This is a genomic window from Streptomyces sp. CA-251387 (genome assembly GCF_050936625.1).
GTDB lineage: Bacteria > Actinomycetota > Actinomycetes > Streptomycetales > Streptomycetaceae > Streptomyces.
In genome coordinates, this window is record NZ_JBNJMJ010000001.1 from 5,150,608 (window position 1) to 5,164,228 (window position 13,621).

Sequence of the window (13,621 nt, forward strand, 5' to 3'; positions counted from 1 at the left end):
CTGCCACCTGTCTCAGGACGCGGCCGCGCACACCGCATCCCCGGAGCTCACCCTGCGGGGCGGGGCCCCGGCCCGCCCCTTCAGAGCCGGTGAACAAACCCCCGTCCGCCCTTCGAGTGGACGACGGGAGTTTGTTCACGCCTCTTACAGCGGCAGCGGATCGATGTCGCAGTTGGCCCGCTCGCGTTCCCTGAACTGCACCGTCGCCGGGTGCGGGCTCCCGTGTTCCGCGCGCAGCCGCGGGGCGTCGAGTACGCGTTCGATGCGCTCCATGGTGTCCTCCCGCAGCGCGTTGCCCTGGGCCTCCGCGCCGACGGCGATGAGGTCCATGGCCAGGTTGCCCGCGCACGCCAGCGTGGTGGGGTGGTCGTCCCCGAAGGTGACCCGGCACAGGGCCAGAGAGTCCTCGCCCCGGCGGCGCGCGTCCTCCTGGAGGCCGAGCGCGGCCAGGTCGCTGGCCAGGTTGATGGCGCAGATGAGGGCGAGCGGGTGATCCGCGCCGAGCCGGTCGGTGAGCGAGGCGAGGGCCGTCTCGTCCAGGCGGCGTGCCTCCTCGGGCCGCCCGAGCAGGCGCAGGGTGACGGCGAGGTCGACGTCGGCGGAGAGCACGTGCGGGTGGTGCGGGTCGTAGATCTGCCGGTATCCCTCGCTGGCCTTGACGCCCCGGGTCCTGGCCGCCTGCAGGTCGCCGTTCTGGCGCAGCGCCACCGACAGGGTCAGCGCGGAGGCCAGCGACTGGGGGTGGGTCTCGCCGTAGCGGCGGATGAACATCGCGTGCGCCTCGGTGGCCAGCTCCAGCGAGCGCGCATGGTCGCCTTCCTTGCGGCAGGACTCGCTGAGCTGGCGCATCGCCTCGATCGTGGCGGGGTTCTCCTGGCCGAACACGTCCCGGTAGGCCCCCAGCACGGTCTCGTGCAGGGCGCGGGCACCGACGTAGTCCCCCGTCTCGCGTACGTCGGTGGCGACGTTGCGCTCGGTGAGCAGGGTCCGCCGGTCGTCCCGGCCGTACAGCCGCAGTTTGAGGTCGAGGGTGCGCCGGTCGAGTTCGAGCGCCTGGCGGAAGTCACCGACCAGACGCAGACTCACGCTGAGGTTGTGCGTGATGTTGAGCGTGGTCGGATCGTCCTCGCCGAAGGCCCTGCGGGCCCGTTCGTACGCGATCTTGTCCAGCTCGGCGCCGGTGGTGAACCTGCCCTCGACCCGGCGTACGGCGGCTTCGAGCTGGAGGGCGTCGAGTGCGTCCTCCCGGGTGTCCTCGGCGTCGGCGGGGGCGGTCCGCTCGTAGACCTCCCGGAGGTGGGTGACCAGCCGGCCGGCGTCGTCGAACCGGCCCACCACCCAGTACATGAAGCACAGCCACTGCCCCATCAGCAGCGTCTGCTGGTCCTCCTCGCCGAAGATGGTGAGCCAGGACTCCCAGGCCTGCTCGGAGAAGTCGAGCGACACCTCGTGGTCGCCCCAGTAGTAGAGGTACTCGGCGATGTTCCGCACCAGCTGGCGCACCCACGGCTGGTCGGACTTGATCGCCTCCGCGGCGATGACATGGCTGTAGAGCTCCGCGTAGCGGGGCCAACTCGCCGGGTCGTTGGGGGACTTGGGGTCTGCGGCGGCCATCAGGGTGTGGGCGCCATGGCGCATGCGGGACTGCTCCTCGGACGTCATGCGGTTGTTCAGGACGAGCTGCACCAGACGGTGCATCTCGATGGAGTTCGTACGGTGGTCGATGCGGGCGAGGGAATAGCGGTTCACCTCCCTTATCGCCCGGGCGAGCCGCATCGGGTCGTTCAACGCCGCGTCCAGCTCCGGGAAGATGCTGCTGTTGCCGAGGCCCGAGAAGATCGAGCGTGAGATCGGGTCGGGAGCGAAGTAGGAGCACAGCTGCAACAGGCGCAGCGCGGCCGGGCTGCGGGTCTCCAGGTGGTCGAGGGAGACGTTCCAGGCGGCGGCGACGGGCAGTTGGTAGTCCGGCGGCGGCGCCACTTCCAGCAGCTCCATGCGCTTGTTCTCGAACAGCCGCAGATACTCGGAGGCGGGCATGCCCGTCTCGGCGCGCCAGGCGGCGGCCTGCTCCAGGGCCAGCGGCAGATCGCCCAGCGCCTCGGCCAGTGCGTCCGCCTCGTCGTCGTGCAGCGGCGGCCCGGAGCGGCGCAGCAGCTCCTTGCTCTCCTCCCGGGTGAACACGTCCACTTCCAGGGACCCGCCCACCTGGCCCCACCGCCGGTTGCGGGAGGTGACGAGGATGGTTCCGTTGCCGCCCTGGGGGAAGTAGTGGCGGACCTGCTCGGGGTTGTCGGCGTTGTCGAAGATGAGCAGCCAGCGGGAGTACGGCCGGCCCTCGCGCAGCGCCTCCCGGACGGCGGGACCGGCGATGTTGGCCTCGGTCGTGGTCACCAGACCCAGCCGCTGGGCCAGTTCGACCAGCGCCTGGCCGATCTGCCCCGGCCGCTCCGCGGGGATCCACCACACGATGTCGTACTCCGCCTGATGGCGGTAGGCGTACTCGATCGCCAGCTGTGTCTTGCCGACGCCGCCCATCCCGTGGATCGCTTCCGGCAGCACCGTGGTCGTGCCCTCCTGCAGGCGCTCGTCGAGCAGCTCCAGCAGGGCGGTACGACCCGTGAAGTTCGGGTTCCGTGGCGGCAGGTTCCCCCAGACACGCGGCCGTGTCGCGCGGTCCTCCTCCACGGTCCGCTGGGGTGTTGTCGACATCTGAGGGGCTCCTTCGGAAGCGGGCCGGGACTGGGGACCGGGTTCGACCGCCGCCGTGGCCGAACCGGACGGTACGGGTCCCGTCGAAGTACGGGGCGGTTTCTCCAGGCTGACGGCGTATCGCCGATCGTGCCAGCTCAGCACCCTGGCCAACATGGCGGCACGCTGGCCGTACCGCCCCGACAGGGCCCGCAAGGCGGTCAGCTCCACCCGGAGGAACGCGATGTTGCGGAGGTTCACGCGCGGCATCGCCAGGGTGTCGAGCGGCTCGGCGGGGTCGGGCAGCAGGGAGCGGGTCGCGGGGTGCTCGGCGAATAACGCGCGCACGTCGTGCAGGACGCGGGCGGTCGCGCTGCGGCGCCCCAGCGCGAGCAGTTCCTCGCGCGTGTTCGGGGCGAAGGTGAACGCCACGTCCGCCGGGCCCTCGTCCTCCGTCCGGGTGGGCCGGACGAGGCCGCTCAGCAGCAGTTCGGAGACATGGACCGGGCCCGCGTTCGGCGCGGTCTCCATGATGGTGCGGATGACGGGCAGGCTCAGCGGCGCTGCGGCCAGCCGGGTCGCGAGCATGAACGCCGTGGGGCTGGCGGCGGCCCGGAAGTCGGAGACCCGTTCCGCGGCGGGCACGGTGCTGTGCGGGTCGGGCACGTCCTCCGCCCACGGGAGGGCACGGGCCGCGTCGGGCCTGCGCTTCCACTCCCGGGCCTGGATGGCGGGCAGATCCCGCCAGTCGGGCCCCGGTGCGGACAGCAGCCGGGCCAGGGACTCCGCCGAACGGTGGGCCAGGGCGAGCACCGGCACGATCACGGTGCCGGCCTCGGGTTCGGACTCCTCGGCGTCCCGTAATCCGGCGGGGACCTCGCGCTCCACCCAGTCCCACTCCCGGTTGGCCGCCCAGGCGTGGGGGGCGCGGACGCGCACGCGGTACACGTCCAGCCCGGTGCGGAACCACAGCCGCTGGGGGAGCAGGTGCACCACGGCGACGGGGGTCGTCCGCCCCGCCGCCTGCAGCAGCGGCTGTACGGCGCCGAGCCGCCAGCCGGCCGCCAGGGCGTCGGTCAGTACCAGCACCAGCCGGCGTACGTCCGCGGGGGCCGGGGCCAGCGGCTCCTCGGCGCTCACCCGCGCCGGGTCGGTCTCGTCGGTCCCGAGCAGGCGCACCACCCGCACCCGGGCGAACCGCCCGGCCCGCCGCAGCTCGTCGACCAGGTCGTCGACCGTGCGGTCCCACACTCGCATCGTCGGGTGGGTGTCGATGACGAGAACCGCCTCCGCGGGCTCCGGCCCGTCCGGCTGCCCGAGGCGGTTCAGGATCTGAGCGGCCTCACGACGTGCTCGCGCAGCGCGTGCCGGTCGCCGTCCGTCGTCATCGTGCATGTGTGCTCTCAAGGCGTCGAAGTGACGGTGAGAGTGCTGAGGAGTCGCGCAGACCCCGGGCATGCGTGACATCCACGGGCAAAGCCTTGCAGCGCGTGCACTCCCGAAGCAAGTGCGTACGGGAGCACACCAAGGGGGGATGCATGAGCATGGTAGGGGCAGGGATGCCGGTCCGAAACCGACCGGTACCGGCGGATGCACACTGCTGCATGTCGGGGCAGCCCCTCTCGCCGCGAGCGGACGGACCGCGGACCCGCGCCACCCGTGCCCCGCCCCGGTTCACGGCTTCACCGGCGAATGGGCGGGACCCGGAGGGCCGGGTCTGCGTTCCGGATCGTCGAGCAGGATCGCAAGATGGCGTCCCACGTGGTTGTCCCAGCCCTCCGGACCCATGGCCAGAGCCTCCTTGCGCCATTTTCCGGTCCGCTCCACCAGGCCGGCCAGTCCCCGGTCCTGCACGATGTCGGCCACCGCCTCCTTGAAGGCGGGATCGGAGCAGTCGCCGCGATGCCAGATCATGGCCGGTACGCCCGAGCGCAGGCCCGCGAGGTACTCCTGACGGCCGGCCAGGGAGTCGGTGCCCGGCGGCTCGCTGAGGACCAGGCAGACCGCGTACTCGTCCTCCTTCAACTCCCTCTCCAGATGGAAGTGGGAACGGCCCGGACGGTTCCAGTGCGAGTGGGTGTCGGCCGGCCGCTCCTTGAACTGGCGCCACTTGTTGTGCCATGGGCGGTGCCAGGCGGCCTTGCGCAGCCGCTCGAAGCTGCGCACGAGGACCGCGTAGTCCATCACGAGCGGCGTCGGTGAGCCGGAATTCGACTCCTTGTGCCACCACTCGACCGGTTCCCCGAGGAGTTCCCACGGGAGGATGAATTCGAGCACCACGGGCTGGCGCAGGTCCGACCAGCGTTCCTCGGTCTGCTCGATGAGGAGCTCGACCTCCGAGGGAAGCTCGTCGCGATGCAGGTGCAGCGTCTCGCCCGGGACGGGATGCCAGCCTTCCGCGTCCGACTGCCGCCAGTGGGAGAGGTAGTACCGGTCGGGATCCACCCCGTCGGGTTCGAACTGGATCATCAGGTACGCCGGTACCAGCGACGGGGGCGGCTGGGCGGCACCGCTGCGCTGCCACTGGGCCAGCTTCTCCTCCAGCTCCCAGGCGCGCGCCTGTCGGCGGATCCAGCGGCGCAGCTCCTCGGCCGCGCTGGCCTGCCCGTCCTCCATGAGGTGGTCGGCGGCCAGGCACAGGAATGCCATGCTCACGGGCAGGTCCTTCGCCCCGGAGTTGTCGCCGGCCAGCCGCAGGAACACTGTCCAGCCCGTGTCGCACCACGGGGGCAGCTCCTGGGTGCGGGAACGGCTGGCGCGGCGCGCCATGGCCGCGAGGGCGGAGGCGGACCGCAGCTCGCGCAGGATGGGCCTGAGCGGATGCAGGTCGGCGCCGTCGAAGAAGTCCACGGCCTCCCACTCGTCGACCAGGGGCCGCAGCGTCGTCACGGCGACGGACTGCTGCTCGACGTAGCCGAGGCAGCGCACCAGGCACGGCAGTCCGTCGGGAAGCTGTGTGCACCGCTCGACGAGGTGCAGCAGCCACGGACGCAGTGTCTCGTTCCGCAGGGGTTCCACCGCTGAGCCCAGTTCCTGGCTCAGCATGGTCACCAATAAGTCGGCACTGGCCGGCTGCCGCATGGTGGCCGATTCCTGGAGGACGTCGACGACCTCGGCCATCAGCTCGTTGCGAACCCGTGCAGGGCTGCGCCCTTCCACCCCCGTGACCTCCCGATCGCCACCAGTCGTCATCGAGTTCCTACTGACAGTCGTCGACCCAGCGTACGGCTCCCCGTGCAGCGACGTCAGGGGGCGGAAGCGGTCAGGGTCAGCGTTCCGCGTCGGCCTCGTCCCCGGAGATCAGCAGAGTGCGCCGTGTTCCGTCCGGTGCGACCAGCCTGGGGTGCAGGGTGAGGCTGATCCGGTGGGTCCGTGACGACTCCACCTGCGCGTCGCCGCCTGCCTCGACGACCCAGAACCGCACCTTCCCGCCCGCTCCGGCCTTGCGTCCCACCATGACCGTCGCCTCGATCTCCACCGCTTCGAGCTCGAACCGCACGGGCGCGGCCGAACCGTCCGCCAGCGCCGCGTTCAGCTCATGGCGCAACTCCCGGATCATTTCTGCGAGTTCGATCACTCCCGGGATGTTAGCGGGGTGGGCGCGGCCCGGCAGCCCCCTGCGCCGACTCCTGTCCGGGCCCGACCCGCCGACCGGATGTGCCCTTGCCGTCCCCGGGGAGTCCCCCTAACCTGAACCCTAAATCTGATGGACCGTCAGATTGTGGGTGACGGTCCGCCGGCAGGGACGAGGGGGCAAGACGTGGCGACCGCCGACCGCAGCACCGCCGACCGCAGCACCAAGGACCTGCCCAAGGTCATCAGCGTGGACGATCACGTGATCGAGCCCGCGCACCTCTTCGAGACCTGGCTCCCGGCCAAGTACCGGGACCGGGGCCCGAAGCCCCTCACCGCCGGGATCGGCGAACTCGAGTACGTCGGGGGCAAGTACCGCTTCACCACGGACCCGGAGGGCCAGCTCACCGACTGGTGGGAGTACGAGGGCGACCTCTTCCCGTACAAGCGCATCATCGCGGCCGTCGGCTTCTCCCGGGACGAGATGACCCTCGACGGCATCACCCGCGAGCAGATGCGGCGCGGCTGCTGGGACCCCAAGGCCCGGCTGGCGGACATGGACATCAACCACGTCGAGGCCTCGCTCTGCTTCCCCACCTTCCCCCGCTTCTGCGGCCAGACCTTCGCCGAGGCCAAGGACAAGGAGGTCGGGCTGGCCTGCGTACGCGCCTACAACGACTGGATGGTCGAGGAGTGGTGCGGCGACAGCGGCGGCCGGCTGATCCCGCTGTGCCTCATCCCGCTGTGGGACATCGACCTCGCGGTCGCGGAGATCCGGCGCAACGCGGCACGCGGGGTGCGGGCGGTCACGTTCAGCGAGATCCCCACGTATCTGGGGCTGCCGTCGATCCACTCCGGCTACTGGGACCCGTTCTTCGCGGCCTGCGAGGACACCGGGACCGTGGTCAACATGCACATCGGGTCCTCCTCCCAGATGCCGGCCGCGTCCCCCGACGCCCCGCCCGCCGTGCAGGCCTCGCTGAGCTTCAACAACGCCATGGCGTCGATGATGGACTTCCTCTTCTCCGGCGTCCTGGTGAAGTTCCCGCGGCTGAAGCTGGCGTACAGCGAGGGCCAGATGGGCTGGATCCCGTACGCCCTCGAACGCGCGGACGACGTCTGGGAGGAGCACCGGGCCTGGGGCGGCGTGAAGGACCTGATCCCGGAGCCGCCGTCGACGTACTACTACCGCCAGATCTTCTGCTGCTTCTTCCGCGACAAGCACGGCATCGAGGCCATCGAGACGGTCGGCGTCGACAACGCGACCTTCGAGACGGACTATCCGCACGTCGACTCGACCTGGCCGGAGACGAAGCGGGTGGCCGAGGAGCATGTGGGCGGGCTGCCCGAGGACGTGGCCTACAAGCTGCTGCGCGGCAACGCGATCCGGATGCTCGAACTGCCCTTTGATCAGGAGGGCTGAGCCAGGAGGGTTGAGCCAGGAGCGCAGGGATACCGCCACCCGAAGGCCGCCAGCGCCCGCGCCCTGGCCTCGACCACCGCCATCCGTGCCTCTCGCTCGGCCGGGTCGACATGCGAGGCCTGACCCGTCGCCTGCCCCTCCCACTTCCGGTACAGGAGCCCCACCTCCCCGGAGAACCAGCCCCGGCTCACCGAGTTGAGGGCGAGCAGCAGGCCCGTGTCCTCCGATGCGGGGAGGGCCATCCAGCCGCCGAGGCCGAGGAGCAGTTCGCGGCGTACGCAGAGGGTCGCCGGGTGGACCTGGGCGCGGAAGTCGTTCGCCTTCCAGAAGTCGAGGACGGCGCCCCGCTCGATCGGCCCGTCGTCGGGGTCGCCGGGGAAACCGGCCGTCGAGCCGTCCGGCAGCAGGTCCAGGACCCGTGAGGTGGTCCAGCCGATGGCGGGGTCGGCTTCGAGGGCGGCCAGGTCACGGGCCAACGCCCCCGGCGTGAGCTGGTCGTCGGCGTCCAGGATCTTCACGTACGCGCCCTCGGCGTGCGCCAGCGCGATGGTGCGCGCCACGCCGGGGCCGCCGGGCCGGCCCTGACGGAACGTCACGCGCGCGTCGTCGGGGACGTAAGGGAGGACCTCCTCGGTCCTGCCGTCCTCCTGGATCACCCAGTGCCACTCCCAGCCCGCCGGCAGCTCCTGCTGGTCCAGCGACTTGTAGGCCTCCGGCAGGAACGCCGCCGAAGGGCCGTGGACAGCGGTGACGATGATGACGCGCCGGGTCACGGCGGGACTCACCACCTTTCCAGGGGGGTCGTGAAGAGCAGTTCGGTACGGTCGCCGGGCAGCGTGGCCAGGGAGACGTCCACGACGCGGTCGGCGATGTCGTACGACGTCTTGCGCAGCAGGAGCACCGACGTCCCCGGCGGCAGGTCCAGCTCCCGCGCCTCCTCCGCCCTCGGCGGCCGCGCGGTGACCCGCTCCTCGACCCGGCCCACCTCGATGCCGACCGTGTGGAGCTGGTGCTGTGTGCCGCCCGGCCAGGGCTCGTTGGTCTCGTCCAGCAGCTCGGGGTTCGCGGCGATCATGTCGCGGACGAGGTAGGACGTCACGAGGCTGAACGGGGCGTTCTCGGCCGAGCACCGGGTGCGGTAGGTGCGCTCCAGGAGCGTCGTCCCCTCCGGCACCCCGAAGGCGTCCGCGAGTTCCGGCGGCGCGGCGACCTCGCGGTACCGCGCGTGGAAGACGAGGTCCCGCGGCTGCAGCCCGGTCTCGTGCTCCGTCGCCCCGGTCGCGGCCCGGGTGGTGAGCGGGCAGCGCGCCCGGTCCTTCTCCCACTGGTGCCGGTGGTTGTCGCGGAGGATCGGGGTGCGGGGGCGTCCCCGGTCGTCACAGTCGTCCGCGATCACTTCGTACGCCTTGGGCACAGGATCAGCGTACGACTGCTCAAAGCCGCGGACATGCGAAGGCCCGATCGCTGGCGACGGGGGATGCACCAGCGATCGGGCTGTGCCCAACAGTAACAAGGCTCCCTGCGTCACGGGAGTCGACTGATCGGGTGCGGGGATGGGTTGTGATCGGGATCACGGAAACCGCTGTCCGCCACACCCCTGTCATGTCACTTGCGTCCCGGCTCCGTCACTGAGGGAAATCAGGGCGGGGCGCTACTGCGCGCACGGCGGCTCGTACGACAGCCGCGGCAAGTACTCGTGCCACTTCTCCCGCGTCAGCACGCCCTGCGTCGTCGAGCAGACGCGGCGGATGGCGTCGTCGACGTCCAGGTTCCAGAGCCGGACGGTGTCGGTGCCGCTGGAGACGCCGAGCATGTGGCTCGTCGGGCTGAACGACAGGAAGTTGCCCGTCTTGGCGTTGGGGCTCATCGCCTGGCCGATGGGCGAGGCGTCGGACGGGTCGGTGACGTTCCAGGCCCGGACCGTGTTGTCGTTGCCGCCGCTGGCCAGGGTGCGGCCGCCCTTGCTGAACGTCAGCGACACGACCGCCTCGGTGTGGCCGATGAGGGGGGAGCCCTGCGGGCTCGCCTCACGGGGGTCGGTGACGTCCCACAGCCGTACGGTGTCGTCGTCGCTGCCGCTGGCCAGCGTCCGGCCGTCCGGGCTGTAGGCGAGCGCGTTGACGGGCCCGGTGTGACCGGTGAGCGGTGTGCCGAGCGGGGTGGGGCGGCGGGGGTCGGTCACCTTCCACAGCCGGATGGTGCTGTCCGCGCTGCCGCTGGCGAGGGTGCGGCCGTCCGGGCTGAAGACGAGGGAGTTGATGTAGCCGGTGTGCCCGGTGATCGGTGCGCCGAGCGGCACGACACGGTCGGGGTCGCTGACGTTCCACAGCCGGATGGTGCGGTCGTCGTAGGCCGTGGCCAGGGTGCGCCCGTCCGGGCTGTACGCCAGCGCGTCGGGGCCCATGAACCGGGTGCGCAGGGAGATGGGGGAGCCGTAGGAGACCGGGCGTGCCGGGTCGCTGACGTTCCACAGGCGCACGCTCTGCTCGCCCGTCGTCACCGCGAGCGTGTGGCCGTCGGGCGAGAACACAAGGGAGCGCTGGCCGGTGTCGCCGGGCAGGAACGGCTTGCTCAGCGCCACCGGCCGGGCGGGATCCCGTACGTCCCACAGCCGGATCTGTCCGTCGCGCGCGGCGGTGGCGAGCACTCTGCCGTCCGGGCGGAACGCCCCGTTGCCGCCGATCATGTCCGACGTCGGTATCGACCACAGCCGCACCTTGCTGTCGCCGCTGCCGGTGGCGAGCGTACGGCCGTCGGGGCTGAACCCGAGCGCGTACATCTCCCCGCTGGCGCCCGCGAGCGGCTCGCCGACCTGGGAGGGATACGCCGGGTCGCTGACGTTCCACAGGCTCGCGGTGCTGTCCGCGCTGGCGGCGGCGAGCATGGTGCCGGACGGGTTGAAGGCCACCGACCATATGGGGCCGGTGTGCGCGGTGAGCGGTGCGCCGAGCTGGGTGCCGTGGTGCGGGTCGGAGACGTCCCAGAGCCGGACGGTGTCGTCCGCGCCGCCGCTGGCCAGAGTGCGGCCGTCCGGGCTGAAGGCGACGGAGTGCACCAGGGCGGTGTGCCCGGTCAGCGTGGAAAGCGATTTCGGACGGTCCGGTTCGGCCACGTCCCACAGCCGGATCGTCTCGTCGTCGCCGCCCGCCGCCAGTGTGCGGCCGTCCGGGCTGAACGCCACGGACCGCACGGCGGCCTCGGCGCCGCTCAGCGTGGCGCGCGCCTTCGGCCGCGTCGGATCGGCCACGTCCCACAGCCGCACGGTGCGGTCCTCGCTGACGGAGGCGAGAGTGCGGCCGTCCGGGCTGAAGGCGACCAGGTAGATCGTGCCCTCGTGCCCGGTCAGGGGCGCCCCGAGCGGACGCGGCCGGCTCGGCTGCCGTACGTCCCACAGCCGGATCGTGCCGTCGTCGGCGGCGCTGGCGAGGGTGCTGCCGTCCGGGCTGAAGACCGCGCTGCTCACCCAGCTCCGGTGCCCGGTCAGCGGCTTGCCCAGCGGCCTGGGCCGGGCTCTGTCCGCCACGTCCCACAGCCGTACGGTCCGGTCGTAGCTGGCGGTGGCCAGGAGCCGTCCGTCCGGGCTGAAGGTGGTGAGGTAGACGGCGCCGGTGTGGCCGCGCAGGGGTGTGGCCAGCGGGGCGTTCACGATCGAGATCAGCCGGCTGTTGGTGTCCTCGTCGTCCGGGCGCAGCCGGTGGGCCACCAGGTCGAGCTGGGCGGACAGCGAGGGGTCCGTGTACTGGAAGCGGTCGGCCTCGGCGAGCACCTGCGCGAACATGGCGTCGTTCCGCTGCTGCCAGGCGACCACCGCCGCGCCCACGGCCAGCATCGCCAGCGCGACCAGCGCCGCGATAGCGCTCCGCATGATCCAGACGGTGCGCCTGCGCAGCCGGACCGAGGCGGCCAGGAACTCCACCGCGCTCCGGGTCAAGAACGTGTCACCGGCCGAGCGTGCCCAGCCGTGGGCCTGCTCCAGCCGGGAGCCCCGATACAGCAGCGACGAGTCCCGGTCCGACTCCTCCCAGGACCGGCCGTCCTCCTCCAGCCGCTGGCGCAGCAGATGGCCCTGCCGGTCCTCGTCGATCCAGCCCCGCAGCCGCGGCCAGGCGTGGAGCAGCGCCTCATGCGTGATCTCCACGGTCTCCGCGTCCAGCGTCACGAGCCGGGCCCGCACCAGCGCCTCGAGCGACTCCTCGGTCTTGCCCGGATCCGCCGACTCCGCCGCCAGCTGCCGCCGCGTCCCGCGCCGCCGGGTCGCCTGCGTGTCCTCGCCCAGCCGGACCAGCCTGAGCAACAGCAGCCGCGCGGCGGTACGCGCCGCCGGGTCCAGCCCGGACCAGGCCCGCTCGGCGGTGGCCGCCACGGCTCCCTGAATCCCACCGGCCGCGCGATACCCGGCCAGCGTGAGCCGCCCCGCCTTCCGCCGCTGCCAGGTGGCGAGCAACGCGTGCGACAGCAGCGGCAGCGCCCCCGAGGCATGTGTGCCGCGCGGCCCGTCCGCACTCACCTCCCGCACGATCAGCTCCGCCAGCCCCGGCTCCAGCTCCAGCCCCACCGCCTTGGCCGGCCCGGTCACCGCCTCCCGCAGCTCCGAGTCCGTGAGCGGCCCGAGCACCATGTGCCGGTGCTGCAGCGCGTCGGCCAGCTCCGGATGGACCAGGCACTGCTCGTAGAAGTCGGCACGGATGCCGAGGACGACGAGGACGGGGGCGGGGCCGTCGGGTTCGGGAGGGGTACAGGCCGCGTGCAGGAGCTGGACGAAGGTACGGCGGGCCGATTCGTCGGGGCAGAGGGTGAAGGTCTCTTCGAACTGGTCGACGATCAGGACCGGAGGAGCACCCGAGGACGCCGCCTCGCGCCGGGCCCAGACGTGGACGGCGTCGCGCGCGGCCTGCAGGAAGCCGGTGCCGAGGTGCCGCCCGCTGCTGTCCTCGGGACCCGCTGGTTCGGTTTCCTCCGGTTCGGTTTCCTCCGGTTCTCCCGGAACGACGTCCGCGAGCCCCGGAACACGGCGGGTCAGCTCGGCGAGCGGATCACTGCCGGGTACGAGCTGCACCACCGTGCCGGCCCGGTTGCCGCTCTCCCCGCCCAGCGCACCGTTCTGCAGGGCAGGCACCAGGCCGGCGTTCAACAGCGAGGACTTCCCGGCCCCGGAGGCACCGACGAGCATCACCAGGCCGCCGGTCTTCTCCACGGCGCGGAGCTGCCCGACCAGGGCGTCCGTACTCCGCTCCCGGCCGAAGAACCACCGGGCGTCCTCCTGCCGGTACGACGCCAGCCCCCGGTACGGGCACACCCCACCGGAAACCGCCGGCACGTCGACGGCGCCGTGCTCGCCCTCTTCCCCGTCTCCGGAGGTCGCGCGCTCCCACAGCCGCTGCCACTGACCCAGGTCGTAAAGCCCGGCGGACACGGGAGTCGGACGGGCGCGCCGCGCCTGGGGGATCAGCACGTGCAGCACGGCCACCAGGGCGGTGAACTGGGCCGGCACGTTCTTGGCCCGCCGCCAGTCGCTGATCCGCTGGGCGGACACCCGTACGGGCCGCCCTCGCTCGTCGACCCGCTGCAGCCGGACGACCGCTTCGGAGACGCTCTTGAGCGGAGGGTTGCCGGCCTCCTTGTACAGCAGCGCCAGCCGTTCCGCGAAGGCTGTGCGTGCCCCGGAGTCGGAACTCAAAGCCTCCACTCCTTCACTTCCGCTACGTCCGCCGCACCCGGGCATCCGGACCGGAAAACTCACTTTATACGGCTGACCTGCGGTTAAGGCCCCGTTCGGAGACCGGAACCTCCTCTCCGGCACCCTGCGACTGGCAGGATCATGACGCAAGTGCGCAACCCTCGCGCGTCGCCCAGGCAGGCCACCGGCCCGGAGCCCGGGGAGACCACTCATGGCGCCGCATGTTCTCGGTCACCCCCCACACTCGATCGATCCCCACT

General features: G+C 71.7%; 7 protein-coding genes. 1 reads left to right on the forward strand and 6 read right to left on the reverse strand.

Annotation, left to right across the window (positions count from 1 at the left end):
• Positions 1-144: 144 nt before the first annotated feature.
• The 3 genes from fxsT to ACQEV2_RS23050 form a co-directional block, all read right to left on the reverse strand.
• A complete protein-coding gene (fxsT, locus tag ACQEV2_RS23040) occupies positions 145-4,083 on the reverse strand; it encodes an FxSxx-COOH system tetratricopeptide repeat protein (protein WP_433044596.1) in 3,939 nt (1,312 codons plus the stop codon).
• 279 nt (positions 4,084-4,362) lie between these two features.
• Entirely contained in the window at positions 4,363-5,880 is a 1,518-nt protein-coding gene (locus ACQEV2_RS23045) for an effector-associated domain 2-containing protein (protein WP_433044599.1), read from the reverse strand.
• Between the two features lie 76 nt (positions 5,881-5,956).
• Positions 5,957-6,265, reverse strand: a complete 309-nt coding sequence (locus tag ACQEV2_RS23050; protein ID WP_433044602.1) for a trypco2 family protein — start codon at positions 6,263-6,265, stop codon at positions 5,957-5,959.
• A 183-nt stretch (positions 6,266-6,448) separates the two neighbouring features.
• Here ACQEV2_RS23050 and ACQEV2_RS23055 point away from each other — a divergent pair, with 183 nt between their 5' ends.
• On the forward strand, positions 6,449-7,684 hold the full coding sequence (locus ACQEV2_RS23055; protein ID WP_433044605.1) for an amidohydrolase family protein: 1,236 nt from the start codon (positions 6,449-6,451) through the stop codon (positions 7,682-7,684).
• On the opposite strand, the gene ACQEV2_RS23060 is transcribed toward ACQEV2_RS23055, so the two are convergent.
• From ACQEV2_RS23060 to ACQEV2_RS23070, 3 genes are all read right to left on the reverse strand, one after another.
• A complete protein-coding gene (locus ACQEV2_RS23060) occupies positions 7,672-8,457 on the reverse strand; it encodes a glycosyltransferase family 2 protein (protein ID WP_433044608.1) in 786 nt (261 codons plus the stop codon). The genes ACQEV2_RS23055 and ACQEV2_RS23060 overlap by 13 nt on opposite strands.
• 8 nt (positions 8,458-8,465) lie before the next feature.
• The gene (locus ACQEV2_RS23065) at positions 8,466-9,098 is read right to left on the reverse strand and encodes a UTRA domain-containing protein (protein ID WP_433044612.1); all 633 of its coding nucleotides are present in this window, start codon (positions 9,096-9,098) and stop codon (positions 8,466-8,468) included.
• 237 nt (positions 9,099-9,335) lie between these two features.
• Positions 9,336-13,370 carry an AAA family ATPase gene (locus ACQEV2_RS23070; RefSeq protein WP_433044615.1) on the reverse strand — a complete coding sequence of 1,345 codons (4,035 nt, stop codon included), beginning with the start codon at positions 13,368-13,370 and terminating at the stop codon, positions 9,336-9,338.
• Between the last annotated feature and the right edge of the window lie 251 nt (positions 13,371-13,621).

What these genes read in the sequence shown, in the direction of transcription:
- ACQEV2_RS23045 (WP_433044599.1), bottom strand. Translation starts at nt 5,880, where the DNA reads ATGACGACTGGTGGCGATCGGGAGGTCACGGGGGTGGAAGGGCGCAGC.
- fxsT (WP_433044596.1), bottom strand. Translation starts at nt 4,083, where the DNA reads ATGCACGATGACGACGGACGGCGACCGGCACGCGCTGCGCGAGCACGT.